The organism is Litoribacter ruber (genome assembly GCF_018449405.1).
GTDB lineage: Bacteria > Bacteroidota > Bacteroidia > Cytophagales > Cyclobacteriaceae > Litoribacter > Litoribacter ruber.
The window spans coordinates 428,955-455,206 of sequence record NZ_JAHCMY010000002.1 but is presented as its reverse complement, the minus strand read 5'-3'; the positions used below and the strand labels follow the sequence as shown (position 1 = coordinate 455,206).

Below are 26,252 nucleotides of genomic sequence, written 5' to 3'. Positions count from 1 at the left end.
GTTAAAAAATAGTTTAAAAAAAGCCCGGCTTTTACACCGGGCTTTACTTCAATCTACTCTATTTACAAACTGGAACTTTCTGATAAAATCTCCTTATAGTTGATTCCCATATGGCTGGTGTCATAGACCGCTTTGCCATCTTTGACCAAAATAACCTGAGGGGATTCATGCTGAACGCCAAACTCCTCGGCGATTTGATTTGAGATTTGCCTGTAGCTGATCAAATCAAGGTAATAAGGCTTGATATGGGAAGTTTCGGATTCCTTCCAACTTCTGGTCAATCGGTCAATGGCCATGCCGCTAATGGAGCATCTGGTGGAATGCTTGAATATCATGATGGGCTGGCTGTGGCTTTCTTTTTTTATATCTTCTAGTTGCGTGGTGTTCTCTAAATTGGTCCAGTTCATTTGTGCATTTTTATGATAACTAACTGCTAACAAAAGTAGCAGGGTTTAAAATTCCCTCCAACCGCAAAATCATGCGATCCGCTGGATTATAGTTTTTTAAGAAAAAAGAAACCTTTGAAATTTGACTATTTTGCGCCACTATCGTTATTCTTGTGAATTAGATGACGATTCGCAATGATGCACTTTGATTGACTGGACGGAAGACCGAAGACCGGTGACCGAAGCTTGGCCGTGGTGGGACCGAAGACGGGAGACGGAAACGGAAGATAGCTCCAGGCTAGCAACGTGCCAAGATTCTGGCAGTTTTAAATAGCGGATATACATAATTAGAAAAAAGACAATGCGCAAATTCTTATATATAGCTTTAATTACTTTTGCATTCAGTGCCTGCAAAGGTATCAATCCTGAAAAACCCAAGTCCTCCCAGGAGGCAGCCCCTTTGCCAGAGGCCAAATCATCGATTTATTTTCCTCTGGAAATACCCTTGAGCTCTATCGAACAAAAGCTCAATCAGGAATTTAAGGACCTCTTGTTTGCCGAAAAGCAGATCCCTGTAGGCAGCGGCCTGACCACAGATGTGGAGGTGACCAAAACCGGCAATGCCAAGCTTTCTCCTTACATGGACAAAAAGCTGATGTTCCAATTGCCCATGCACTTAAAAGGGAAGCTTAATGTGGAGAAGAAGTTATTTGGCCAGACCATTTCCACAGCCATTCCTTTTGACGAAATGCTGGCGCCGGAGATCAGTTTCCGTCCGGAAATTGGAGAGGACTACAGCATACAGTTTGCCGATGTGCAGATTGAGGGATGGGGCCGACCTTTACAGTATGAGCTGTTGGGATATAAATTGGATCTGGATCCCCTATTGAGAAAACACCTGCAAAAACTGCTTGAAAGCCAGCTGGTGGCCAATAATTTCCAAGGTGTGAATTTCAGAGGTGTACTGCAGAGTGCCTGGCAGAATTTCAGCGAGCCGCTGCCCTTTTCCCAAAATGGCCATCAGGCTTTTGTGACCACAAGACCTCACACGTTATTTCTCACCGAAGAGATCAGCGGGCAAAACCTGAAGCTGCATGTGGGTCTGGAAGGAGATGTAGCCACCACCGTTGGCCAAAAGCCAGCGGTAAAAAGCAACCAGTTGCCAAAATTGGCAAAAAATAACCTGTCCAAGAAGGGCGCAGACATCACCCTGCCCATTAGCATCGGGTATGCCCAAATTGATCATTATCTGAACACAGAACTAATTGGCGAGCTATTTCAGATTGAAAAAGGCACGGTTTTGATACCAAAGAAATTTACGACGCAGGATTTTGGAGACAGGGCGCTTGTCAAAATGAATTTTACCGCAAAAAGAACCGGAAAAAAAGACCTGAGTGGAGATTTGTACTTGGTGGGCAAGCCGGCTTACGACAGTGAGCGCGAAGCCATCTATTTTGAAGAAATTGAGTTTGACCTCAACACCAAAAACTTGTTGGCCAACTCGGCCAACTGGCTTAAGCAAAACAAAATCACGACGGAAATTGAAAAAAGAGCCTTTTTCCCAATTGGAGATTATTTGCAGGAGGCCAAAACTGAGATCAGGAAACACAGTGATATTCAGACCGATTTTGCATCTATCTCGATAAAAAATCCTAAATTGGATGTACTTGGAATATATACGACTCCCGAGGATGTGCGGCTATACCTCCACTCTACCGGAGAGGTCGATGTCAGGATTAAACAACTTTAAATGAAAAAGCATTTTTTACTATTTTTTGCCATACTTTTCCCCTTGATCAACATGGCGCAATCCACCACCAGTCAGCAGGAAAAGTTGACTAGGATGAAAACCGTCAACAACGGGGAAAAGGCACCATTGGGTCCCTTGGTGGATGTGAATGGAAACTCAATTAACTTTTCCGAGTTTGAGGGAAAATTGTTGGTTTTGGATTTCTGGGCAAGTTGGTGCGGCCCGTGTATTCAGCAAACCCCATATTTCGAGGCTTTGGCCGAAAAATTCGGGGATCAGGAGGTGGAGTTTGTTAAGATATCCATTGATGACAGGCAGGAATATTGGGGCGATTATGTCACCAAGCGCAATTGGACCACCAACAGTTATTGGATAGGCACCGATGAGTCAAATCCCATTTACCCATTCGTTTATTACAACTATAAAGAAAAGGATTTTGAGGGAGTGGTGATTGCAGTGCCCAGATATGTCATTATATCCAAAGAAGGCAAAATCCTAAACAACCAAGCCTACAATCCAAGCCATCCCAGGCTGGAAAAAGAAATCCAGAAGTACCTCAAGAATTAAATTACGTATTCGGACAGAATGGCGAGGCCGGCTGCCAGCATAATAATGAGCAACTTTTGGAGCTGAAACTTATGCTGCGGGCTACTTTCAAAGATAATGGTGGTAGAAATGTGCAAAAAGCCTCCAGCCACCAAGCCAAACAGCATATTGATTGTACTAGGACCAATCACCGCTTGACTGTAAAGCAAATCCGTCGAAAGCATTCCAAAGGGTGAAGCCAAGGCAAAAACCACTAAAAGAATCAGTACAAGTCGTTTTTTCAACCTGGTAAGCAATACAGCCACTAGAGCAAAGGCTTCAGGGATTTTATGCAAGATCATACCGATCAAAAGCGTCTCACTCCCATGGTGATGGCCTGATAATTCAGGTTGCTTTGACAGAAGGGTCCCCTCCAGAAATGCATGGAGAAAAAGTCCGATCATCAGCGTAGTGACGGTATTGCCTTTGTGGCCGTTTCCATGGGTATGCAGGTGCCCGTGCTCGATACCAGAGGACATAAACTCCAACAATTGCTGTAACAAAAAACCCAACAGAATATAAAGGCCCATGTAATATGCGGACTCCCTATCGGCAAAAAGCTCCGGAAAAATATGTAGGATGGTGATCGAAAACAGGTACGAACCGGCAAAAATCAGGACTTTCTTGAAATCCTGCTCTCGCCAATGGGGCACCAAAATCGCCACTAACCCGGCCAATAAAGCCGAAAAGAAAAGCAAACCAAAATTAATGAGCATGGGTAGGTTTTTGCGCTATAAAAATCATCCTGTCACTTTCGTGAAAACTAAAGGGGTTCAAATCATAATCCCCATAAACTACTTTCAAGTCCAACCCTACTTTTTCAAAGAAGTGCTCAAACTGCTCTTCCCTCAGTACCTGTACTCTCTCCTGAAAATGGTATTCACTGCCATCTTCAAAACTAATATCTTTGACGATAAAGCCATTCTCAACCGCTTTGCGGATTTCAAACTTGACGCCATCCACGTTTTTCACCTCATAAGCCTTCATGGAATCGATCACCTTGTCAGGATTCAAATAATCCAGAAGAAAGTATCCGCCAGGCTTGAGGGCTTCACACACAGATTGGAATACGCGGAGATTATCCTCTTCCTCACTAAAATAGCCAAAGCTGGTGAATAAATTGACTACATGGGAAAATCTGGATTTTGCATACACCTCCCGCATATCATGCACATCAAAATCCAAAAGTTCGTTTTCAAAACTCTTGGCATAGGCAATGTTTTGAGGGGAAAGGTCCAGTCCCGTTACCCGATGGCCTTTTTGATTTAAATAAATGCTATGTCGTCCCTTGCCACAAGCCAGATCCATCACGTGGGCAGAACTGTCAAACTTGAAATAACCATCTACATTATCAATAAACCTTCTGGCTTCGGCAAAATCCCTGTTTTTATATAAAATATGGTAATACGGACTGTCGAACCATTTACCGAACCAATCCTTCTTGTCAACCGCTTCAATTCTATCCATTAATCTCTATCTATAAATGAAATAAATGGTTTTAAACCTTCACTGACAAAGGTCTCCAACTTTCCTTCCTCATCATTGAATATCAAAAGCATCTCAAAGGCTTGGGAGGACTCCTGCAAGGCAATAGCTTCTTCAGTTCCCATTACCATCAAAGCAGTGGCATAGGCATCGGCCAGCATGCAGTTTTCCGCCACTACGGTGGCACTTAGCAGGCTATGTCTTACTGGAAAACCTGTTTTGGGACTTATAGTATGAGAGTATTTGATGCCATCTCTTTCATAAAAATTCCGGTAGTTACCGGAAGTTGCCAACCCTTGGTTATCCAAAGCTATGATACTGAAGAGGTCGTCTTTCGCACCCGTCTCGTCCGGCTGGTTGATGCCAACCTTCCACAGTTCCCCGTTTTCATTGACGCCCCGGGCTACCAATTCCCCCCCGATTTCCACCAGCATGTTATAGATGCCCTGCTCTTCTAAAAAGTCCACCACTACATCCACCCCATAGCCTTTGGCAATGGCACTAAAATCCAAATATACCCCCGGCTTGGTTTTCCACACCTGGTTGCTATCGTATCCGATCAAGTTGAAGTCGACCAGTCGAAGTAAATCCTTAATTTCCGTACTGTCCTTCCGCTGTGCACCTTCAGGGCCAAAGCCCCAAACATTCACCAAGGGGCCTATAGTGGGATCAAAAGAACCCTTCGTCAATTCAAAAACCTCCCGGCTGGATTCCAGCACTTCCAAAAAATACGGACTTTCAAACTCCAAGGTATCCTGACGATTAAATCTGCTGATCTCGGAATCCTCGATATAGGTAGACTGGGATTTGTTAAAAGCTACAAATACGGAATCGATCTGCTTTTTGAAATCTCTGGACTGCTCGTCCAGGTAGACCACTCGGTAGGTGGTGCCCATAGTTTGACCTGTCAAAATCACTCTCCCATCCTGTTCCACGGTGGTTGCCTCGCGTGGATTTTGTTGATTTTGCCTGTAAAGGAATACGATAAAGACAATCAATAATAAAATGATGGAGTAAATGACGTTTTTTCGGGCGTTGTTTCGCATATTCAAGGAAATTTCCTGCAAAGGTAATGGATTCTCAACAATTTTGCCGTTAGGCTTTTCTTAAAGCCATGTGGACGGAAAAATAGTTCCTGCCCGACATTGTTGCTGTGAATGCCCGAGCAGATGCTTATCTTTGTGGTTCCAGAATAAATAAAGCGCATGAGAGAAGATTATTTGAGCGGAGAAAATGAACACCTGAGCCAAAGCGACAGAGAAATAGAAAAGGCCTTGCGCCCGCTTTCTTTCGATGACTTTACTGGACAGTACAAAATTGTAGAAAACCTTAAAATTTTCGTGTCCGCGGCAAAAAAACGCGGGGAATCCCTCGACCACGTACTGCTGCACGGACCTCCAGGTTTGGGAAAAACCACCCTGAGCAATATTATCGCCAATGAATTGGAGTCCAATATCAAGATTACCTCTGGACCGGTGTTGGACAAACCTTCCGATCTTGCCGGTCTTTTGACCAACTTGGATGATGGAGATGTACTATTTATCGATGAAATCCACCGGCTCAATCCCATTGTGGAAGAATACCTTTATTCTGCCATGGAGGACTTTAGGATCGACATCATGCTGGACTCGGGTCCTAATGCTCGTACGGTACAGATTTCATTGAACCCCTTTACCTTGATTGGGGCTACTACCCGATCAGGATTGCTGACTTCACCGTTGAGGGCAAGATTTGGGATCAATGCAAGGCTGGAGTATTATGACGCCAAGCTCTTAACCACCATTGTGAGCCGGTCGGCCCATATTCTAAACACCCCAATCGATGAAATTGCGGCCTATGAAATTGCCCGGAGGAGCAGGGGAACGCCGAGGATTGCAAACAATTTATTGAGAAGAACCAGGGATTTTGCAGAGATCAAGGGGAATGGTAAAATCACCCTTGAAATATCGAAAATAGCCCTTAATGCTCTGGATGTGGATGAAAATGGCTTGGATGAAATGGATAACAGAATCCTGCTGACCATCATCGAGAAATTTAAAGGCGGTCCGGTGGGGCTGGGCACCATAGCCACAGCCTGTAGTGAGGAAGCGGAAACTATTGAAGAGGTGTATGAGCCGTTCCTGATCCAGGAAGGTTACCTGAAGAGAACCAGCCGCGGACGAATGGCTACCGAACTGGCTTATAAGCACTTAAATATCAAATCCAATTTTGGCGGCGCCACAGGCACGCTGTTTTCGGAATAATCATGCCCTTCAACCCTGACCATAATGCACATATCATCAAAAGCCTGGCTCAAGAGCTGGGTTTTGATTTTTGTGGCATTGCCCGAGCCGGCTTTTTGGAAGAGGAAGCTCCCAAGCTGGAAGAGTGGCTATCGCGGAATTACCAGGGCAAAATGGCCTACATGGCCAACCATTTTGACAAAAGGCTTGATCCGAGGCTTTTAGTAGACGGCGCCAAAACGGTCGTGAGCCTGATCTATAATTATTACCCTCCGGAAAGATTGCCAGAGGGCAAGGACGACTATAAAATCGCCAAGTATGCATATGGCAAAGATTATCATTTTGTCATAAAAGATAAATTGAAAGAATTTCTTTTTAACCTGCAGGAAAAGCTTGGCGGGATCAATGGAAGAGCATTTGTGGATTCCGCACCGGTGATGGAACGGCAATGGGCCGCCAAGTCCGGAATCGGGTGGCTGGGAAAAAACAGCCTTCTTTTAAACCGAAAAATGGGAAGCTTCTTTTTTTTGGCAGAACTCATCATCGATCTTGAAGCTACTCCGGACATTCCCATGGCTAAGGATTATTGCGGAAGCTGCACCAAGTGCATAGACGCGTGTCCCACGGATGCCATCACCCAGGCTGGAGTGGTGGATGGCTCAAAATGCATTTCGTATTTCACAATAGAATTAAAAGAAGAATTGCCTTCGGAAATGAAGGGCAAATTTGAAAACTGGATGTTTGGCTGCGACATCTGCCAGGATGTGTGCCCTTGGAACAGGTTTTCAAAACCCCATCAGGAAGAACAATTTTTACCCCACCCAGAATTAGAGGACATGAATAAGCGGGATTGGGAAGAAATAACGCAGGAGACTTTTGGAAGGCTTTTTCAGAAATCCGCCGTGAAAAGAACGAAATTGGCGGGATTGAAGAGGAATATTGATTTTTTGAAGTAAGGAAGACGGGAGACGGGAGCCCGAAGAATTTTAAAGACCGAAGACCGACAAGCATAAAAAAACCTCCTTTTTAGGGGAGGTTTGAAAGTTATTTATGCTGCTATTTGCGTAAAGTGTTTGTTTAGTACTGGTCCGTAAAGGTTGGAGAAGGTGCCGTAACACCATGTTTTGAACTCTTGCACTTCTGACGGAACCAATAAACTTAAGCCTTTTTTCAATTCCTTTTCAAAAAGCTTTTTGTCAAAACTCACCTTTAATAAAATGGTCTTAACGTACTCTATCATGGCTCTCTAAATTTAGGTTTATATTAAATAATATTAAAATCTCATACGGCTTCCCGAACAGTTTGTTACGTTTAAAATATACTTATTAATTTGCAGTTAATAAGTGTAAAGCCGGCTATGAACATAACGTATTTGAAACCCATACTATTACTCCTGATATCCTTTTATTGTCTGCCTCTGCTGGGCCAGGATGTTCGGATAGAACTTGGACCGGATGAAATCGGGGTCAATGAAACGTTCAGCGTAAAAATAGTAATTTCCAATGAAAAAATAAAATCATACGATCAATTTCCTGAAATAAATGGATTTCAAAAGCAAGGAATCTCACAATCCTCTTCCATGAACATCGTGAATGGGCAGATGACGAGCACCAATAGCGTGATCCAATATTACAAACCTATCAGGCAAGGAACTTACCGCGTGGAGCCCTTTAGCATGACAGTGAACGGCACACAGGCCCGCTCAGACGGAAAAAGCGTCACCGTGTCCGACGCCAGGCAATCCCAAAGACGGGGAAGAGATCCTTTTGACGATTTTTTTGGAAGGGAGGAAGAAGTAGAATACGTGGAAGTAGATGATGAGGCTTTTTTTTCCATGGCAGTGGACAAAAATGAAGTATATGTTGGGGAAGGCTTTAATGTCTCTTTAGCATTTTACATGGCCGAATCCAATCAGGCCCCATTCCAATTTTATGAGCCAGGCAGGCAACTTGAAGAGATTATTCGGAAAATCAAACCTACCAATGCCTGGGAGGAAAATTTCAACGTAACCAATATTCAGCCGGAGCGGGTCGAAATCAACGGGAAATTCTGGACACGCTTCAGGGTTTACGAGGCCACATTTTACCCTTTTGCCGAAGGCCAAGTAGAACTCCCACAGGTAGGCTGGCAGATGATCAAATACAAAATCGCCAAAAACCCCTCCTTTTTTGGCAGCAACCGCCAAGAGGATTACAAAACCTTTTATTCCTCGGCAAAAGAGGTTAAAGTCAAAAAACTACCTCCACACCCGTTGAGAAATGAGGTAAGTGTGGGGAATTTCCGACTTCGCGAAAACTTTAGCCGCAAGGAAGCCCAAACCGGCGAGGGCTTGACCTATACTTTTGGCATCACCGGAGAAGGAAACATCAACTCCATCCAGCCACCGCGCATAAACAACCTTCAAAAACTCAATACCTACGATCCAAATGTGCGCCTGCAGATCAACAGGGGACGAGGCAGAGTGACTGGCCTGAAGGAGTTCAGCTACTTCATGAGCCTTAACGAACCTGAGGAGATCCACCTCAAGGACCATTTTGAATGGATATTCTTTAACACGGCCTTGGACAGATATGACACCCTCCGACCGGGAGCCATCCTTGCCGTGTCGGGCGAGAGCAAAACCAACCAGGCCATATCTACAAACCGACTGGGGGGAATCTACGATTTAATCGAAGTAGAGGACAATAAACTTTTAAACCATCGATATAAGTATTATTTTTCCACCTTTATTAATATTCTGTTAGTTGCAGCCGTAATTCTATTGGCTGTGTTGATAGTGAGGAAAAAATAAACTAGATGGGCAATTCATTTGGGAGGGTATTTAGAATCAGCACTTTTGGCGAGTCGCATGGCAAAGCTATAGGTGTGATTGTAGACGGTTGCCCGGCGGGCTTGGAGATTGATGAGGCATTTATTCAGAAAGAGCTGGAAAGAAGAAAGCCAGGCCAATCCAAAATCACCACGCAGCGCAAAGAGGGAGATGAGGTAGAAATCCTGTCAGGGACTTTTGAAGGAAAATCAACCGGCACCCCCATTTCCATGCTGATCCGAAACCAGGATCAAAAAAGCAAGGACTATTCTCATATTGCCGAGAGTTTCCGCCCTTCACATGCCGATTTCACCTATCAGGCCAAATACGGTCTGCGCGATTACCGCGGCGGAGGGAGAAGCAGCGCGAGGGAAACTGCTGCCAGAGTTGCCGCAGGGGCGATAGCCAAGTTATTACTCAAGCATTATGGCGTGCAAATAAACGCCTATGTAAGCCAAGTAGGAGAAATCAAACTCGACAAACCCTATCAGCAACTCGACCTCAGCCAAACCGACTCGAACATTGTAAGGTGTCCCGATGCCGCCCTGGCGGAGCAAATGATTGGCTATATTGACCTGATCCGAAAAGAAAGGGACACGGTGGGAGGAATCGTGAGCTGCGTAGTGAAAAACACGCCTGTCGGCCTTGGCGAACCGGTATTTGACCGGCTACACGCCGATTTGGGCAAAGCCATGCTAAGCATCAATGCGGTAAAAGGTTTCGAATACGGAAGTGGATTTGCCGGGATCGCATTGAGAGGCTCCCAGCACAACGATGAATTTTATACCGAGGAAGGGAAAGTAAAAACCAAAACCAACCATTCCGGGGGCATCCAAGGAGGCATTTCGAATGGCGAGGATATTTATTTCAAGGTGGCTTTCAAGCCTGTGGCCACTATCATGCAGGATCAGGCCAGCATCAATGAGGCTGGAGAAGCTGTCACGGTGTCGGGCAAAGGCAGACATGACCCCTGCGTGGTACCCAGAGCGGTACCGATTGTGGAAGCTATGTGCGCATTAGTCCTAGCTGACCATTTATTGCTCAATAAATTGAATAAATTGTAAACCCAATAGTAATTCAGTAAAAATGCTTAAGAAAATCCCTTTACATACCCAGATCATCATCGGTCTGGTCCTTGGTCTTATTTTCGGATTGGTGGTCATCAAAACAGCCATCCCGCCGCAATTCACCTTGGATTATATCAAGCCGGTGGGTACTATTTTCATCAATGCCCTCAAGATGATCGCGGTTCCATTAGTATTGGCCTCCTTGATTGTGGGGGTTTCAAATCTGGGGGATATTTCCAAACTGAGCAGAATCGGAGGAAAAACCATTTTGACCTACATGTGTACCACGGTGCTAGCCGTTACCATTGGTCTTTTGATGGTGAACATTTTCAAGCCTGGAAAGAGCCTTCCTGAAGACACCCGTGAAAACCTGATGAGTCTTTACGATGACACCGCAGGTTCAAAAGCTACTGAAGCCGAACTGCTTCAGCAACAAAGCCCGTTGCAACCTTTGGTGGACATCGTGCCAGAAAACGTGTTTGCGGCAGCTACTGACAATGCAAGCATGCTCCAGGTGGTTTTCTTTGCCATCATTGTGGGAATAGCCTTGCTTCAATTGCCAAAAGACAAGGCCACTCCGGTGATCGCCTTCTTCGATGGACTCAATGATGTGATCATTAAAATTGTAGGCTACATCATGATGATTGCACCATACGGTGTCTTTGCATTGATGGCTTCCCTGATTGTCGAAATTGCCGGGGACAATCCGGATTCGGCTGTGGAGTTGCTGTTGGCTCTACTTAAATATAGCTTGGTAGTACTGGGAGGCTTGTTTTTCCTCATCTTGGTGGTTTACCCAGGCATTCTCAAATTATTTACAAAAGTACCTTATATCGATTTTTTCAAAGCCATTCGTCCAGCACAGCTTTTGGCCTTTACCACCAGTTCTAGCTCCGCAACTCTTCCTGTCACCATGAAGCAGGTAGAAGAGGAAATTGGTGTGTCTGAGGAAGTCAGCTCGTTTGTACTCCCATTGGGGGCCACCATCAACATGGATGGAACCAGTTTGTATCAAGGAGTGGCAGCAGTATTCATTGCCCAAGCGCTTGGCATGGACCTTACGCTAACACAGCAATTGATGATCGTATTGACCGCCACTTTGGCTTCCATTGGTTCAGCAGGTGTACCAGGTGCGGGGATAATTATGCTTATAATCGTATTGGAATCCATCAATGTGCCGGCAGCAGGTATTGCCCTGATCATCGCCCCGGATAGGATTTTGGATATGTTTAGAACTATCGTAAACGTAACCGGTGACGCCACCGTATGTACAGTAGTGGCAAGTACGGAAAATGAGCTGCCTGACGGGCTGATTAGAAGATCAAATCCCCTTACGGCCAACGCTCCCGAGGAGCAGACCACCCCGGTGGAAGTCGGAAATTCCAAATAAGCTGGGTATTTGCCGGAACTAAAACCGCCATTCTTTCATTAGATAAAATGAATAGATTTTAACAAACAAATATATGCTTCAAGCACAGAAAAGACCGGTACAGATCTACATGGAGGAAAATCCAAACCCAAACTCTTTAAAGTTTGTGGTTAATTTCATGCTGGCCGACGATGGAATCAGCTTTGACTACCCCGATGCGGAAAGTACCGAAAACTCGCCCCTAGCCAAAGAGCTTTTTAATTTTGCTGCAGTGGACCGCGTGTTTATCGCCTCCAATTTTGTGACTGTTACCAAGAAAGAGGATGTTGCTTGGGAAGATATCAGGGACCATGTAAGATCCCAGATAAAGGGATACCTGGAATCTGGTAAGCCAGCGGTCACTCAGGCTTTTGATAAGGATCCGCTATTCGATGAAAACGACAGTGAGACTGTCAAAAAGATTAAAGGGATTCTGGATGAGTATATCAGACCGGCCGTGGAGCAGGATGGTGGAGCGATAGTTTTTCACAGCTTTCAAGATGGGGTAGTGAAGGTGTTGCTGCAAGGCTCTTGCTCAGGCTGCCCATCAAGTACCGTTACCTTGAAGGCTGGAATTGAAAATCTGCTGACCCGTATGCTTCCCAATGAAGTCACGTCAGTAGAAGCCGAAGGCGTCTGATAAAAAAATCTAAGCCGATGCAGTCTCTGACAGCATCGGTTTTTCACCCTTTAGCCCCGATTATCCCAAATCTATGTTTAGAAAAGACTGGGCATGGGCCCTCCTAGGATTGCTTGCCCTCGTCATCCGGTATTTTGCAGCGCAAAACCCGGAGCGTACGGAGGAGATATATTCCAGGACATTTTTCCCTGTAGTCAGAAATGTGATCGACCTCACCGTTTCCAGACTCCCATTCCCTACAGTCTACCTTTTCGTACTTTCTATATTTATTGCAGTTGGCATTTATTTTTATTATTTGCTGACGCAAAAGCCGGGGGTGAAAATGAAAGTGGCCTACACTTTCCGCTCAATTTTCAATTTTTCAGGTGCCCTGATTTTCTTTTTCCTCATCCTGTGGGGGTACAATTATCAACGGGTGCCGATCTTTCAGCAGCTTGACCTCTCCCCCCGTCCCTTGAGTGAGGAGGAGATCATGCGCGAAATTAATTTGACCAGTAACATACTTGTGCAACTTCGTCAAAATCTTACTCTTGATGAAGAGGCAATTGAAGAAACCTTGCCTTACGAGGAAGTGGAGGATATCGTGAGGGCCAACATCCGGGAAAACCTGTACCTGCTTGGGCTCAATTTTACCGGACATCCTCGAACAAAGCTTTTTTACCCTGCTGGATTCATGACTCGCATGGGCATATTGGGCATCTATTTTCCTTTCACTGGGGAAAGTTACATTGATGCTGCCCTTCACCCCCTTGAGCGTCCCTTTACCGTGGCCCACGAAATGGCCCATAGCTACGGGGTAACCGATGAGGGGGAGGCCAACTTTATCGGCTGGGTGATTTGTGCAAACAGTAATGACCCCTTACTCCAGTACAGCGGGCAGTTGAGGCTATTGCGGTACCAGCTCAGTGATCTCTACCGTATTAGCCCAAATCTTTATAGGCAGACATTTTCCAGGCTTAATAAAGGCATCAAAAACGACCTGTCTTCCATCCTCAAAAACAAGGAAGAGGTCAAACCAATCTCCAATGAACTGAGTAAAAGATCAAACGACATCTTCCTGAAAACCCAAGGGGTAAAAGCTGGGGTGATGAGTTATCAGCAGCTGCCCATGCTTGCCAATGCCTGGCGCAACAGGCTCAAAGGCGAGTAAATAGAAGCTTACATGTAATCAGTTCCATTTTTTCTTACCTTTGTATTTTACTTGAGCCATGGTAGTTACTCCCGAAAACATCCTTTTTATCTCTTCAGTATTGCTCATCTTGAGTATTGTGGCTAGTAAGACGGCCGGGAAGGCGGGCATTCCTATTCTCTTGCTCTTCTTGGGAATTGGCATCCTTGCCGGCTCGGAAGGGCTGGGCGGGATTTATTTTGACGACCCGAACCTTACCCAGTTTCTCGGAATTACAGCTCTTACCTACATCTTGTTTTCAGGTGGTTTAGACACCAAATGGGAATCCATCAAGCCCGTACTGGGGCCTGGATTAACTCTATCGACGCTAGGAGTTTTGCTAACTGCCCTTTCGGTCGGGCTTTTTGTTCACGCAATAAGTTCATTCTCCCTGCTGGAAGGCCTGCTAATGGGAGCCATTGTTTCCTCCACTGATGCAGCTGCCGTATTTGGGATTTTAAGGGCCAAAAGCATAGGACTGAAAGGTAATCTGCGACCGATGCTAGAGCTGGAATCAGGAAGTAACGATCCAATGGCCTACTTCCTCACTATCGGCCTCACCTCTATTCTCGCCATTGACAATTTCACTTTCTCAGACCTTATCCCCGTATTCTTCATGCAGATGGCTATTGGCGGAGCCGGGGGCTATTTGCTGGGCAGGGCAATCGTGCTAACCATCAACCGCATCAACTTGGAATATGAGGGTTTATACCCTGTTTTTATGTTGGGATTGGTGGCCATGCTTTATGCAGTTATTGATTTTGCAGGTGGTAATGGCTTCTTGGGAGTTTATGTGGCAGCCTTGGCCATAGGAAACGGCAAAATGGTGCACAAGAAGAGTTTGATCAAATTCTTCGACGGTGTGGCCTGGCTAATGCAGATCGTCATGTTCATCACCTTGGGCCTACTGGTATTTCCTTCCCAAGTATTACCGGTGATTGGTCTTGGAGCTTTAGTATCACTTTTCCTGATATTTGTGGCCCGACCGTTAGGGGTTTTTATATCCTTGGCTTTTTTCAAGTACAAAATACGGGACAAGTTGTTCATCAGCTGGGTTGGTTTAAGAGGTGCAGTACCTATTGTATTTGCCACATTCCCGTTGATTGCCGGCATTGAAAAATCTAACATCATCTTCAACATTGTCTTTTTCATTGTATTGACCTCGGTGGCCCTGCAAGCGACTACGCTATCATTAATGGCCAAATGGCTGTCCCTTGCCGTCCCGGATGGTTTGAAAAGAAGATCATTGTTGGACCTGGAGCTTTCAGAGGATTTCAAAAATGCCTTGGTAGAAGTGGACTTACCGGAGGATTCTGAAATAGATGGGAAAAAGATCTGGGAGCTGGATTTCCCCAAGACTTCCCTGATCGTTCTGATTAACCGAAACGAAAAATTTATCACCCCAAATGGACTCACTGAGTTGAAGGGGGGCGACAAACTGTTAATAATGATGAATACCGAAAGTGAGGAAAATAAGGTGAAGGCTACCTTGGGAGTATAATCACTTCCGATTGCCCACCCAAACGCCCAGAATAACCGCCCCTATGCCCAAATAATGGCCTAAAAGGAGGACTTCACCATCCCAAACTCCCCAAATAATGGCGACTATGGGAATTAAGTAGGTGACTGTGCTTGCAAATACCGGCGAGGCAATCTTCACCAACATGTTGAACAAGATCAGCGCAATTGCGGTACCTAACACACCCAAGATGGTAATGTACCCCGCTGCCAGCATCGCGCCCTCCTCATGGACCAGCTTGAAAGAAAAGTCCGTCCCAAGAAACAAATATAGAGCGGCTACTGGCAAAACCATCATCAGGGAAATAGCCGTGATCTCCACCGGTTTAAGCATGACAAACCAATGCTTGATGAGATTAAGATTTACCCCATAGCAGAGGGTGGCCAAAAGCACAAAAAACGCATAGAAATTGATATCCAACAGGCCACCTACACTGCCGCCTTCTCTGGATAAAATCAACAGGTTCACCCCCACAAAAGCAATCAAGAGTCCAACCGCATTGCGCTGGGTGATCCGGGAATTGAAAAACAGCGCCCCTACTATCACCACAAATAGTGGCGTAAGTGCATTGAGCACACCTGTCAGGGAGCTGGAAAGCTGGGTTTGGGCTTTGGCAAAAAGAAAGGCGGGGATAAAGCTTCCCACAAATCCCACCACTATTAGGTTGAAAACCTGTTTTCTATTGAGCCGCCTCAAGCGAGGGATGGACAGGGGTAATAAAAAGAGCCCAGCGGAAACAATTCTATATGCTCCAACTTCACCTGGCGAAAAAACGAGCAAACCCCTTTTGATCAAAATAAATGAACTCCCCCATATCAGGGCCAATAAAATTAGAAAGAGCCAACTTTTGAGGGCTCTTTCCGGATTAGTTTGTGGTGTCAATATTTTTATAGACTAAAATTAAAATTGATAATCGGCATATACCTCGCCTACCTGATCCAAGATCGAGCAAACATGGTCATACGACTCCGCTGTCACCATTTCGGTTCGGAACGGCTTGAAATTGGGCATACCTCTAAAATAATTGGTATAGTGCCTTCTCATTTCCAATATCCCAAGTTTCTCCCCTTTCCATTTTACGGAAAAATCAAGATGCTTTTTGGTCACTGCGATTCTTTCATCCAGATCCGGGGCAGGCAGATGCTCCCCTGTTTTGAAATAATGCTTGATCTCATCAAAAATCCAAGGGTAGCCTATGGAAGCCCTTCCGATCATCATGCCATCTACATCATACTTTTGACGGTACTCTGCCGCCTTCTCTGGAGAGTCAATGTCCCCATTTCCAAAAACCGGAATATGAAGTCTCGGATTGGCTTTCACTTGATTCAAATAGGACCAGTCGGCAGTCCCTTTGTACATTTGCTTCCTGGTACGCGCATGGATACTGATGGCCTGGATGCCAACATCCTGAAGCCTTTCGGCCACCTCCACGATACGGATGGTGTTTTCATCCCAGCCTAGGCGGGTTTTCACCGTCACGGGAATTTTGACGCTTTTCACAATCTCAGCGGTCATGGAAACCATCTTATCGATATCCAGCAAAATCCCGGCACCGGCCCCCTTACAGGCTACTTTGTTTACCGGACAGCCATAATTGATATCCAGAATATCGGGACCAGCCGCTTCGGCAATTGCGGCAGCTTCCCTCATGGATTCAATTTCGTTTCCGAAAATCTGAATCCCGATTGGCCTTTCGTACTCAAATATATCCAGCTTCTGCACGCTTTTGGCGGCATCCCGGATCAGCCCTTCCGAGCTGATAAATTCGGTATACATCAGGTCCGCACCATTCTCCTTACACACCGCTCTAAAAGGCGGATCACTCACATCTTCCATCGGTGCAAGCAAAAGGGGAAAGTCCCCTAATTCCAAGTTTCCTATTTTAACCACTACTGATTTGTAATTTTGGTGTAAATTTACCGCAATTATGGAGATTTACGAAACCCGAAGCGAAATTGGCAAAAAACACAACTGGTTGTTATCTCTGGTTTTGCTGGTTTTGATCATATTTGGCAGCATGGCCATCATGCAGGGTTTATCCCTGTTTCTGGTCCCTCCCCTGTTTGGCATTCCCGTCGATGATATACTCTATATCTTTGGCGGCAATTACGAACACCCAAATGCGCGACTGGCCTTTCTTTTCATGCAAGGCGTTGGCAGCGGGCTGGGGTTTTTGGTCGGCAGCCTGATTTACATCAAATTTATCGACCGCGGCACGCTGCGGTGGAAACAACAATTGAAGAACACAAAGTTCAACCAATCCATATTAATTGTCCCCATCCTACTGAGTTTTGTCACCGTCAATTCCCTGGTAATCTACTGGAATACCCAGATTAGCTTTCCGGATTTCATGAAAAGCTTTGAGATTTATGCCCAAACCCAGGAAGCGGAAATGATGCGCCTGACTCAATATTTCACAGATTTTGCCAATGTTGGCGAATTTCTTTTGGGGATCCTGGTAATCGGCATATTGGCAGGGGTGGGCGAAGAGTATCTCTTCCGTGGGTTGCTCCAGCCCAAGCTGCACCAATACACCGGCAACCCCCACGTGGCCATCTGGCTTACAGCGGCGATTTTCTCGGCCATTCATTTCCAGTTTTGCGGTTTTTTCCCCAGAATGCTTTTAGGAGCATTATTTGGTTATCTTTACCTTTATTCCGGCAGTCTGATCTACCCGATAGCCGCTCACGTGCTGAACAACGCCTTTACTGTGACAATGGTTTATTTCAGCAAGATAGGCTGGGTGGAGTTTAATATCGAGGACAGCAGCCAGCTGGAATGGCATTATCTAATCATCGGCTTGGTCATCTTTCTTTTCAGTTTTAAAAGATTTATAGATCAAAGCCACAATTCACCTTTTCATGGGAAGATGGCAGACCGTCACCACCATTGAATCGCCTGTAAGGGCAGAAATCATCAAAGGCGTGCTAGAGCAGCACGGCATTATGGCCATGGTGGTCAACAAAAAGGAGTCCGTGTACCATATTCACGGTCATTACGAGATCCTGGTCCCGAGAGACCATGCTCTCCAAGCAGCTAACATCATTAAGAATGAGATCACGTTTTAATATTAGCAATTACAGCAACCTTGCCCAACGCGTCATCACAGCCATTATTGGAGCATCAGCCATTATTGCCGGCACCATTTACAGCGAATGGACCTATTTCCTGATCTTTGGAGTCATTCTGGCTTTCTGCCAAATGGAATTCTACAAACTCTCCGGTCTTGACGGCATGCTTCCGCTCAAGAGTTTTGGAACCTTTATCGGTCTTTGCATATTTATTCTCGTCTTTTTGGTCGAAATGCAAAACCTGCCCGATAAATACTACTTCATTATTTTTCCACTTGTCGCTTTGGTATTCTTTGTAAAGCTTTACCGAAAATCCGACAAGAAACCATTTACAGGAATTGCCTATACATTTTTAGGGATTTTCTATGTAGCCATACCTTTCTGCTTGCTCACCGTGTCGGCATTCGCCATAGACGACACCTTCCATGCGGAGATCATCATAGGCGCATTGCTGATTTTGTGGGCCAGTGACACAGGAGCCTATTTTGCTGGGACAAAATTCGGCAAAACCAAGCTCTTTGAAAGGGTCTCCCCTAAGAAGAGCTGGGAGGGAAGTTTGGGCGGCGCCGTAGCGGCATTCATCACAGCCATGATCTTGGCAAGGTTCTTTCTTGCTTTAGAACAGTGGCAATGGTTCTGCATCACAGCCATCATTGTCATTGCAGGCACTTATGGGGATTTGATAGAATCTTTGTTTAAAAGAAGTATTGCCATAAAAGATTCGGGAAACAAGCTACCTGGACATGGGGGATTTATGGACCGTTTTGACGGCTTATTATTGTCCTCTCCGTTCATTGCAGCTTTTTTGAAAATCTTTTGAAATTGGCCCTATAGATAATAAAAAAGTGCTTAATATTGTATAGTAATTTCAGTTATCAACAAACCAGAACCCAATATGGCTTACATTGAACCGGCTCCGATAAAGGATAAAGAAAATCCTTTGGAGTCAATGATGGAAAGGTTTAACATTGCAGCAGAAAAGTTAGGACTATCAGACGAAGTCTATAACGTGCTGAAGAATCCCGCCAAACAAGTAATCGTCTCCCTCCCCATTACCATGGACAATGGTAAAATCCAAGTCTTCGAAGGCATCCGAGTGATTCACTCCAATATCCTTGGCCCGGCCAAAGGTGGTATCCGATTCGCCCCAGACGTACACTTGGACGAGGTAAGGGCTTTGGCAGCTTGGATGACGTGGAAATGTGCAGTAGTAGATATCCCTTATGGTGGGGGTAAAGGTGGTGTAAGATGTAACCCTAGGGAAATGTCGCCCGGCGAAATCGAACGATTGATGAGGGCTTATACCCTATCCATGATTGACGTATTCGGACCGGACAAGGATATCCCAGCCCCTGACATGGGTACTGGGCCAAGAGAAATGGCTTGGTTGATGGATGAATACTCCAAAGCACATGGCACTACAGTAAATGCTGTGGTAACAGGTAAGCCTTTGGTATTGGGCGGTTCTTTGGGTAGAACCGAAGCCACCGGGCGTGGCGTGATGGTTTCGGCCCTTGCCGCCATGGAAAAACTTAAAATCAACCCTTTCCAAGCTACCTGTGCCGTCCAAGGTTTCGGCAACGTAGGCTCTTGGGCTTCCACTCTTTTGGAGGAAAGAGGCTTGAAAATCGTTGCCGTTTCTGATATCTCCGGCGCTTATCACAACAGCAACGGAATAAATATCCAAGAAGCAATCGCATACAGAGATAGTAATAACGGAACCCTTGAAGGCTTTACCGGCGCTGAAAAACTTTCAGACCCAATGGAACTTCTTGAACTGGATGTAGACGTACTTGTACCTGCAGCAGTGGAAGACGTGATTACCATCAAAAACGTAGAAAAGATAAAAGCTAAACTAATCGTAGAAGGGGCCAATGGGCCTACTTCTGCCAGAGCTGACAATATCATCAACGAAAAAGGGATCATGGCTGTGCCGGATATTTTGGCCAATGCAGGCGGTGTGACTGTTTCTTACTTCGAATGGGTTCAAAACCGTTTGGGTTACAAATGGACTGCCGAGCGGGTGAACAGAAGATCTGACAGAATCATGAAAGAAGCTTTCAACAATGTTTATAAAGCTTCTGTGAAATATGATGTACCTATGAGAATCGCTGCCTATATCGTAGCCATTGATAAGGTTGCCAAAACATATACCTTCCGAGGTGGTTATTAAGCTAGTAGTTTAATCGAAATAAATTTGGGATGCAGTTTTCGGATTGCATCCTATTTTATTTTAAAGGGGATCCCAAATAAGAACCCATCTTTTGGCCTCATTTTCAGCAAAATAATGATATTGGTCAATTTTTTATTTTAACATACCGCAAAATATTCACAAATTGCAGGGTTATTATAATTATCCAAGGATTTCGCAATCTAGGGAATCCAACCAAAAACTGTCAAACTAAACGGTTTTTGTTAACATCAGAATAAAATGACTATACATAAAGAAGGCAAGAAATTACTGTTTTGGATGTTGATGATCTTAGCGGGAATCAATGTTGCCCTTCATCAAATATTCCCTGGCCAAGACACATTGCTCAATGTTGTCTTACTAGCCAGTATTGTCCTGTTTTTGTTGATTCTCCAATTTTTTAGAAATCCAAAAATCTTCACCAATGAAGACCCTACCCTGGTGTATGCGCCGGCAGATGGGAAAGTAGTAGTGATCGAAGAAACGGAGGAGCAGGAATACCTACATGACCGCAGAAAGCAGGTTTCGATCTTTATGTCCCCCATCAATGTCCATATCAACAGGGCACCGATCTCAGGAACTGTGGAGTATTTCAAATACCATCCGGGCAAATATTTGGTAGCCTGGCACCCAAAGTCCAGCTCTGAAAACGAGCGTACCACCATGGTAGTGACTAGAGAAAGCGGTGAAAAGCTTCTAATCAGACAGATTGCTGGAGCCTTGGCCAGAAGAATCAAATGGTACGTCAAAGAGGGCGACCCGATTCAGCAAGGCGGCGAGTTTGGCTTTATCAAATTTGGCTCAAGAGTCGATGTATTTTTACCTCTCGATGCGGAAATATTGGTAGAGCTCAACCAGGTCACCAAAGGAGGTAGAACTCCGATTGCTAAATTAAAAAACTAATAAAAAAGCCCTTTGAAATTATCAAAGGGCTTTTTTATTAAAACTTTTACCTGAACGTATACTTGATGCCGATTCCGGCTCTAAATGAACCACTTCCTGAATCCGTACGGAGAATTGGGCTGGCCTCTAACAGGAATCCAAAATTTCGCGCTTCCGAAAAGGGTTTCAACAATAATCCAAAAGGTACCCCCAGATAGAAATCATCACGGTTGCTGTTTTTTACCCCAAGATGGAATCCACTGTAGAAATTGACCTCCTCCCTTTGCACAAAATTGTAACCTAGCGTACCCTCCAAGCCGATGCGGCTGCCGGTGGCTATTCTGGCCTCACCAAAAACCTTACGGTCAGGATCACTCCCAATCGCTGCAAAGGTATTGGAAGAAAACCTGTACACACCGGCACTGATCTGGGCTTGAGACTCTACAATCGCAATTAGGCAAAAAGCAATAGTTAAAATGGTATACTTCATAGTATTTTATATAAATAGTAAAGAATGTAAGGCACAAACTTACCTAAAAAAATAAAAGGAGACCAACTTGGTCTCCTTTTACTTCTAATCAATTTTCAGCTGTTTGTTTGGCTTTAGCAAAATCACCGGCTTTGATCACATGCATGGCATCCGGATTCAGATGTCTCTGCATGGCGCCATTTATATCTTCAGCGGTTAACCCTTCGATTTTTTCCTCAAGTTCGGCATCCCATTCCATTTTCCTGTCTAGATATAGGTAGTTGTTCAAAGCAGAAGAAAGGTAGCTGTCTTGCGCCCTGCTCACAGTTCTGGACTGCAACCAGCCAGACTTGGCGGCTTTTACCTCATCCTCAGAGAATCCTTCGGTAACCACCTTTTGGATCTCTTCAAAATAAGCTGCTTCCAATTTATCCGCATTTTCAGGTGCGTAAATGGCATAGGCCATGAAGTTTGCAATTGGATCCAATGTACCTGCACTGAAATTGGATCCTACTCCGTAGCTCAATCCTTCTTTCTGACGGATTCTGGTTGCCAATCTGGAGTTCAAGAATCCACCGCCCAGCATATAGTTGCCCAACACCAAGGCCGCATAATCATCATGGCTATCATCCATTTCAAACTGGTATGTAGACACAAAGAAAGCATTGGCCTTGTCAGGAGTTTCCATGTTTTCTCTCAAAGGCTTAACGTCCGCCATTCTGGATTCCATTCTGGTGTACTTCCCTGGGTTTTTCCAGTCTGCAAAAAGCTCTTCTGTCAAGGACTCAATTTCATCCTTATCAAAATCACCCACCACTGCCATGGTACCATTTGAACCACCATAGAAGTTCTTATAGAATTCTTTTACCTGATCCAAGCTCACCGCATTGATATCTTCAATCGACTCATCAAAAGTACCAACATAGCGTGGATCGCTTTTCTCATATGGGGAAGTATGACGCTGCATTCTATTGAACGCCACCGCCTGCGGCTCGCTTCTCTGGGACTCGATGCCGGATATTCTTTCAGCTTTGGCTTTTTCAAACTCATCTTCAGGGAAAATTGGGTCCTGAAGCATTTCAGCCACCAATTTCATCACCTCTGGAAGGTTCGGTCTTGTAGTAGTGATGTTAACAATAGCACTGGATGCACCCCCACCTACATATACATTGGCTTTCAATTTATCCAACCTGGATTTGATTTCCTCACGGGTATGACTGGATGTGCCTTTGTTCAAAAGACCACCTGCAAATGATGCAACGGTTGCTTTATCCTGCAAAGATTCCAAATCACCGAATCTGAAGACCATTCTCGCCTCCACGGATTCTCCTCTGGTCTTCTTTGGCAGCATTGCCAGCTCCATTCCGTTGGAAAGCGTTGTTCTTACTGTTCTAGACTCGATATTGGCTGGTGAAGGGTCAAAGTTTTCACCGGCAGCTACCAATTCACGTCCTTTGTAGTCTTTCACTAACTCCGCCACGTTGGGTGCGGCAGGAATCTCTGCTCTCAAAGGCTGCTCAGTCGGGATAAACATGCCAACAGTTCTGTTATCCGGCACCATATATTTGCTAGCTACTCTCTTCACGTCATCGGCGGTAACGGCTTCCACCCGGTCGCGATTTAGGAAAAACAACCTCCAGTCTCCAGTTCCGATAGCCTCACTCAATGCCAAGCCTACTCGCTCAGAAGAGTTTAGCATCAATTCAGTTTGCTTCAAGATCTCATTTTTGGCCTTTTCAACCTCGTCTTCGGTCGGTGGATTGGTGGAAAGATCTTCAAAAGTGGCCAACATGGCCTCCTTTGCTTCCTCCAGATCTTTCTCCTTCAATACTTGGGCAAATGCCATCAATAGTCCCGGGTCCTTCCATTCGTAGCTTGAGGAACTAGCAGACGTAGCCTTTTTAGTATCCACCAACGATTTGTAGAGCCTTCCGGAAGGATTGGCACCCAGTACCCTGCTGAGCACCTGCACAGCAGCATAGTCCTCATGAGAGCCAGGCGGGATATGGTAAGCAGCCATTACCAGCTGCACATCTCCCACTCTCCTTACGGTTACCGTTCTTTCACCATCCTTTACCGGGTCAAAGGTGTACATTTTGGGAAGCTCACGCTCAGGTCTAGGGATAGGGCCGAAAAACTCATTCACCATGGCCAAGGTTTTCTCCTCATCAAATTTTCCCGCCACTACCAATACCGCATTGTCGGGCTGATAGTACTTTTTGTAAAAAGCCTGTAGCCTGTCAATATCGACATTTTCAATGTCCGCTCTGGCACCAATGGTAGATTTACCGTAGTTGTGCCAATCATACGCTGCAGACATGGTTCTCTGCATCAATACCCTAAAAGGGCTGTTTTCTCCTGATTCAAACTCATTCCTCACCACGGTCATCTCGCTTTCGAGATCCTCTTTGGCTATGAATGAATTGACCATCCTATCCGATTCCAGGTCAAGAGCCCATCTTAGGTTATCCTCGGTGGCATTGAAGGTTTCAAAATAGTTGGTGCGGTCGGTCCAAGTGGTCCCATTGGGTCTTGCTCCTCTTTCGGTGAGCTCTTGTGGGATGTTGGGGTGCTTTGGCGTGCCTTTGAACACCAGGTGTTCAAGCAAATGGGCCATACCGGTTTCACCGTAATTTTCATGCTTTGAACCTACCAAATAGGTCACATTCACCGTGATGGTTTGCTTCGACTCATCCGGAAACAACAGGACCCGAAGGCCATTGTCAAGTTGATACTCGGTAATGCCTTCCACGCTGGTAATCTTTTTGGGAGAGGGCAATTCCTTTTGCTGGGTTGTAGTGGCCGGGCTAGTGCTGACACTGGCTGTCTGTTGAGCATAAACAGCTCCCGAAAGGCCTACCCAAAGAAACAGGGCATAACGCTTTTTCATTATAAAACAGTTTAGGGATACAATAAAACAATACCTCAACCCAGCTCACCCATAAAATGTATGGCAAACTGATGTTAAAGCCATTAAAACTAACCTTTTAAAATTAAATTAAAAAGCTTCGTATAAAAATTATTGCATTAAATGTTAAAAAATTTCATGGGCGTAAATTCTCCGGCCAAGATCATGACTTTTCAAACAGGCTTCAATTATTAGCAAGCCCTCAACAATTTGGCTTGGAAGCACCTCCAGACCGGACTTACCTTGGATAGCCTCAGCTATGTTTTGATAAAACTTCCGGTAGTCACCGGGTATAGTGGGAATCCTTTCCTCAAGGACCTCCCCGTGAAAAATTCCATATGCGCTTTCCTCTTCCACACCCCAGTCAGGAGAATTGGGAATTTTCCCCTCCTTCAGTGCCGCTTCTTGGATATCCAACCCAAATTTGCTGTAGCTTCCCTTTTCTCCTAATATAAGAAACCTGGGAATGGGCGCATTGACATAAATGCTGGCAGTGAGTCTCACCTTGAGCTGGCCAAACATCATACTTATCTCAAAAAAATCATCCATGGCAGCATCAGGCCTTTGCTTGAGAATTTCCGCATACACCCAATCTGGACGGCCAAAAAGCCCCAACGCTTGATCAATCAAATGCGGGCCAAGATCATAAAGCATTCCGCTGCCTGGGTGCTCCTTTTCCTTCCAATGGTTTTTGGGATTAGGCCTGAACCTGTCGAAATGGGACTCAAAATGCACAACCCTTCCCAAACGATCTGAGCTCATGAGCTTCTTTACAGTCAAAAAATCCCCATCCCATCTCCTGTTTTGAAAAACTGAGAGGATCAATCCCTTTCTTTCGGCAAGCTCCTTCAACACTTTGGCTTCCACAGAGGTGACGCACATCGGCTTATCCACCACCACATGCTTATCTGCCTCAAGTGCAGCCTTGGCCTGATCAAAATGCAGATGGTTGGGCGTGACGATCACTACTAGCTCGACTTCGGAGGCAAGCATGGCCTCCAGCGTTTTGAAAACTGTAACCTGCGGGTAGGCTTTCTTGGATTTTTCGTGATGCCTCTCTACCACAGCGAAAAGCTTCAAGCTTTCATTCCAGTGGATCAAAGGAGCATGCATGCCCTCTCCGACTGACCCAAACCCTACTAGTCCAGTTTTGATTTTTTCCATTAAAGAAAGTTTTCAATAATTCTCATGAGCTTTTCCAAATGCTGAGCATCCTCCTCATCAAAATCATTCAATTTATCGCTGTCGATATCAAGTACCAGTGCGACTTTTTCATTCTTAAATGCAGGCAAAACAATCTCTGACTTTGAAGCCGAACTGCAGGCAATGTGCCCTGGGAATGCCTCTACATCAGGCACCAATTGCGTCTTGCCTTCTTTCCAGACCGCACCACATACGCCTTTTCCAAAATTGATCCGCGTACAGGCAATCGGACCTTGGAATGGGCCCAAAACAAGTTGCTCACCTTTTACTAAATAGAAACCAACCCAAAAGAACCCAAACGACTCCCTCAATACTGCGCTGATATTGGCCAAGTTGGCGGTGATGTCCTCTTCCCCTCCGACCAATGCTTCGATTTGCGGGAGGATAACCTCATACTTCTCAGCCTTTGTAGCGGCTTCTGGTATATATAATGATTCTGCCATGTTAATTTTAAATTATGCTAGTCAACATTTTCCTTCTCATGGAGAC

The 26,252-nt window shown here is 45.2% G+C and carries 26 protein-coding genes; 15 read left to right on the top strand and 11 right to left on the bottom strand.

Annotation, left to right across the window (positions count from 1 at the left end; genetic code table 11):
- Window positions 1-62 precede the first annotated feature (62 nt).
- Complete coding sequence (gene ytxJ / locus KI659_RS06590) at window positions 63-407, bottom strand: bacillithiol system redox-active protein YtxJ (protein ID WP_213944566.1); 345 nt, start codon at window positions 405-407, stop codon at window positions 63-65.
- 340 nt (window positions 408-747) lie between these two features.
- Here ytxJ and KI659_RS06585 point away from each other — a divergent pair, with 340 nt between their 5' ends.
- Window positions 748-2,136, top strand: a complete 1,389-nt coding sequence (locus KI659_RS06585) for a DUF4403 family protein (RefSeq protein ID WP_213944565.1) — start codon at window positions 748-750, stop codon at window positions 2,134-2,136.
- Window positions 2,137-2,703: a TlpA family protein disulfide reductase gene (locus KI659_RS06580; RefSeq protein WP_213944564.1), complete on the top strand. Its 567-nt coding sequence runs from the start codon at window positions 2,137-2,139 to the stop codon at window positions 2,701-2,703.
- On the opposite strand, the gene KI659_RS06575 is transcribed toward KI659_RS06580, so the two are convergent.
- The 3 genes from KI659_RS06575 to KI659_RS06565 are packed head-to-tail and all read right to left on the bottom strand — an operon-like array spanning window position 2,700 to window position 5,252.
- The gene (locus KI659_RS06575; protein ID WP_213944563.1) at window positions 2,700-3,437 is read right to left on the bottom strand and encodes a ZIP family metal transporter; all 738 of its coding nucleotides are present in this window, start codon (window positions 3,435-3,437) and stop codon (window positions 2,700-2,702) included. The genes KI659_RS06580 and KI659_RS06575 overlap by 4 nt on opposite strands.
- The gene (locus KI659_RS06570) at window positions 3,427-4,188 is read right to left on the bottom strand and encodes a class I SAM-dependent methyltransferase (protein ID WP_213944562.1); all 762 of its coding nucleotides are present in this window, start codon (window positions 4,186-4,188) and stop codon (window positions 3,427-3,429) included. Before KI659_RS06570 ends, KI659_RS06575 begins: the two co-directional genes overlap by 11 nt.
- Window positions 4,188-5,252 (bottom strand): FAD:protein FMN transferase, encoded by a 1,065-nt coding sequence (locus tag KI659_RS06565; protein WP_213944561.1) that lies wholly within the window; start codon window positions 5,250-5,252, stop codon window positions 4,188-4,190. The genes KI659_RS06570 and KI659_RS06565 overlap by 1 nt, the downstream gene beginning before the upstream one ends.
- A gap of 159 nt (window positions 5,253-5,411) precedes the next feature.
- Here KI659_RS06565 and ruvB point away from each other — a divergent pair, with 159 nt between their 5' ends.
- Window positions 5,412-6,449, top strand: coding sequence for a Holliday junction branch migration DNA helicase RuvB (gene ruvB, locus KI659_RS06560; RefSeq protein ID WP_213944560.1), 1,038 nt, complete (start codon window positions 5,412-5,414; stop codon window positions 6,447-6,449).
- A 2-nt stretch (window positions 6,450-6,451) separates the two neighbouring features.
- Entirely contained in the window at window positions 6,452-7,384 is a 933-nt protein-coding gene (gene queG, locus KI659_RS06555; protein WP_213944559.1) for a tRNA epoxyqueuosine(34) reductase QueG, read from the top strand.
- Window positions 7,385-7,476: 92 nt separating this feature from the next.
- On the opposite strand, the gene KI659_RS06550 is transcribed toward queG, so the two are convergent.
- Entirely contained in the window at window positions 7,477-7,668 is a 192-nt protein-coding gene (locus KI659_RS06550; RefSeq protein WP_143959582.1) for a hypothetical protein, read from the bottom strand.
- Window positions 7,669-7,785: 117 nt separating this feature from the next.
- Between KI659_RS06550 and KI659_RS06545 the strand changes: the two genes are divergently transcribed.
- The 6 genes from KI659_RS06545 (at window position 7,786) to KI659_RS06520 (ending at window position 15,021) form a co-directional block, all read left to right on the top strand.
- Window positions 7,786-9,219: a BatD family protein gene (locus tag KI659_RS06545; RefSeq protein WP_213944558.1), complete on the top strand. Its 1,434-nt coding sequence runs from the start codon at window positions 7,786-7,788 to the stop codon at window positions 9,217-9,219.
- 5 nt (window positions 9,220-9,224) lie between these two features.
- Entirely contained in the window at window positions 9,225-10,301 is a 1,077-nt protein-coding gene (gene aroC / locus KI659_RS06540; protein ID WP_213944557.1) for a chorismate synthase, read from the top strand.
- A gap of 22 nt (window positions 10,302-10,323) precedes the next feature.
- Window positions 10,324-11,694 (top strand): dicarboxylate/amino acid:cation symporter, encoded by a 1,371-nt coding sequence (locus tag KI659_RS06535; protein ID WP_213944556.1) that lies wholly within the window; start codon window positions 10,324-10,326, stop codon window positions 11,692-11,694.
- Window positions 11,695-11,767: 73 nt separating this feature from the next.
- Window positions 11,768-12,352, top strand: coding sequence for a NifU family protein (locus KI659_RS06530; protein ID WP_213944555.1), 585 nt, complete (start codon window positions 11,768-11,770; stop codon window positions 12,350-12,352).
- A 73-nt stretch (window positions 12,353-12,425) separates the two neighbouring features.
- A complete protein-coding gene (locus KI659_RS06525; protein WP_213944554.1) occupies window positions 12,426-13,502 on the top strand; it encodes a DUF3810 domain-containing protein in 1,077 nt (358 codons plus the stop codon).
- A 58-nt stretch (window positions 13,503-13,560) separates the two neighbouring features.
- Window positions 13,561-15,021: a potassium/proton antiporter gene (locus KI659_RS06520; protein WP_213944553.1), complete on the top strand. Its 1,461-nt coding sequence runs from the start codon at window positions 13,561-13,563 to the stop codon at window positions 15,019-15,021.
- Here the strand turns inward: KI659_RS06520 and KI659_RS06515 are convergent, their stop codons facing one another.
- Complete coding sequence (locus tag KI659_RS06515; RefSeq protein ID WP_213944552.1) at window positions 15,022-15,921, bottom strand: DMT family transporter; 900 nt, start codon at window positions 15,919-15,921, stop codon at window positions 15,022-15,024.
- A gap of 18 nt (window positions 15,922-15,939) precedes the next feature.
- Window positions 15,940-16,929 (bottom strand): tRNA dihydrouridine synthase DusB, encoded by a 990-nt coding sequence (gene dusB / locus KI659_RS06510; RefSeq protein WP_213944551.1) that lies wholly within the window; start codon window positions 16,927-16,929, stop codon window positions 15,940-15,942.
- Window positions 16,930-16,966: 37 nt separating this feature from the next.
- On the opposite strand from dusB, the gene KI659_RS06505 reads away from it, so the two are divergent.
- From KI659_RS06505 to KI659_RS06485, 5 genes are all read left to right on the top strand, one after another.
- The gene (locus KI659_RS06505; RefSeq protein ID WP_213944550.1) at window positions 16,967-17,932 is read left to right on the top strand and encodes a CPBP family intramembrane glutamic endopeptidase; all 966 of its coding nucleotides are present in this window, start codon (window positions 16,967-16,969) and stop codon (window positions 17,930-17,932) included.
- A complete protein-coding gene (locus KI659_RS06500; protein ID WP_213944549.1) occupies window positions 17,901-18,107 on the top strand; it encodes a putative signal transducing protein in 207 nt (68 codons plus the stop codon). The genes KI659_RS06505 and KI659_RS06500 overlap by 32 nt, the downstream gene beginning before the upstream one ends.
- The gene (locus KI659_RS06495; protein ID WP_213944548.1) at window positions 18,091-18,930 is read left to right on the top strand and encodes a phosphatidate cytidylyltransferase; all 840 of its coding nucleotides are present in this window, start codon (window positions 18,091-18,093) and stop codon (window positions 18,928-18,930) included. Before KI659_RS06500 ends, KI659_RS06495 begins: the two co-directional genes overlap by 17 nt.
- Before the next feature lie 75 nt (window positions 18,931-19,005).
- Entirely contained in the window at window positions 19,006-20,283 is a 1,278-nt protein-coding gene (locus KI659_RS06490) for a Glu/Leu/Phe/Val family dehydrogenase (protein WP_213944547.1), read from the top strand.
- Window positions 20,284-20,541: 258 nt separating this feature from the next.
- Window positions 20,542-21,204, top strand: coding sequence for a phosphatidylserine decarboxylase family protein (locus KI659_RS06485; protein ID WP_213944546.1), 663 nt, complete (start codon window positions 20,542-20,544; stop codon window positions 21,202-21,204).
- A 46-nt stretch (window positions 21,205-21,250) separates the two neighbouring features.
- On the opposite strand, the gene KI659_RS06480 is transcribed toward KI659_RS06485, so the two are convergent.
- From KI659_RS06480 to KI659_RS06465, 4 genes are all read right to left on the bottom strand, one after another.
- Complete coding sequence (locus KI659_RS06480; RefSeq protein WP_213944545.1) at window positions 21,251-21,673, bottom strand: outer membrane insertion C- signal; 423 nt, start codon at window positions 21,671-21,673, stop codon at window positions 21,251-21,253.
- A gap of 88 nt (window positions 21,674-21,761) precedes the next feature.
- Window positions 21,762-24,542, bottom strand: a complete 2,781-nt coding sequence (locus tag KI659_RS06475) for a M16 family metallopeptidase (RefSeq protein ID WP_213944544.1) — start codon at window positions 24,540-24,542, stop codon at window positions 21,762-21,764.
- A 144-nt stretch (window positions 24,543-24,686) separates the two neighbouring features.
- Window positions 24,687-25,724: a Gfo/Idh/MocA family oxidoreductase gene (locus KI659_RS06470; RefSeq protein ID WP_213944543.1), complete on the bottom strand. Its 1,038-nt coding sequence runs from the start codon at window positions 25,722-25,724 to the stop codon at window positions 24,687-24,689.
- On the bottom strand, window positions 25,724-26,206 hold the full coding sequence (locus KI659_RS06465; protein WP_213944542.1) for a GAF domain-containing protein: 483 nt from the start codon (window positions 26,204-26,206) through the stop codon (window positions 25,724-25,726). Before KI659_RS06465 ends, KI659_RS06470 begins: the two co-directional genes overlap by 1 nt.
- Window positions 26,207-26,252: the final 46 nt, after the last annotated feature.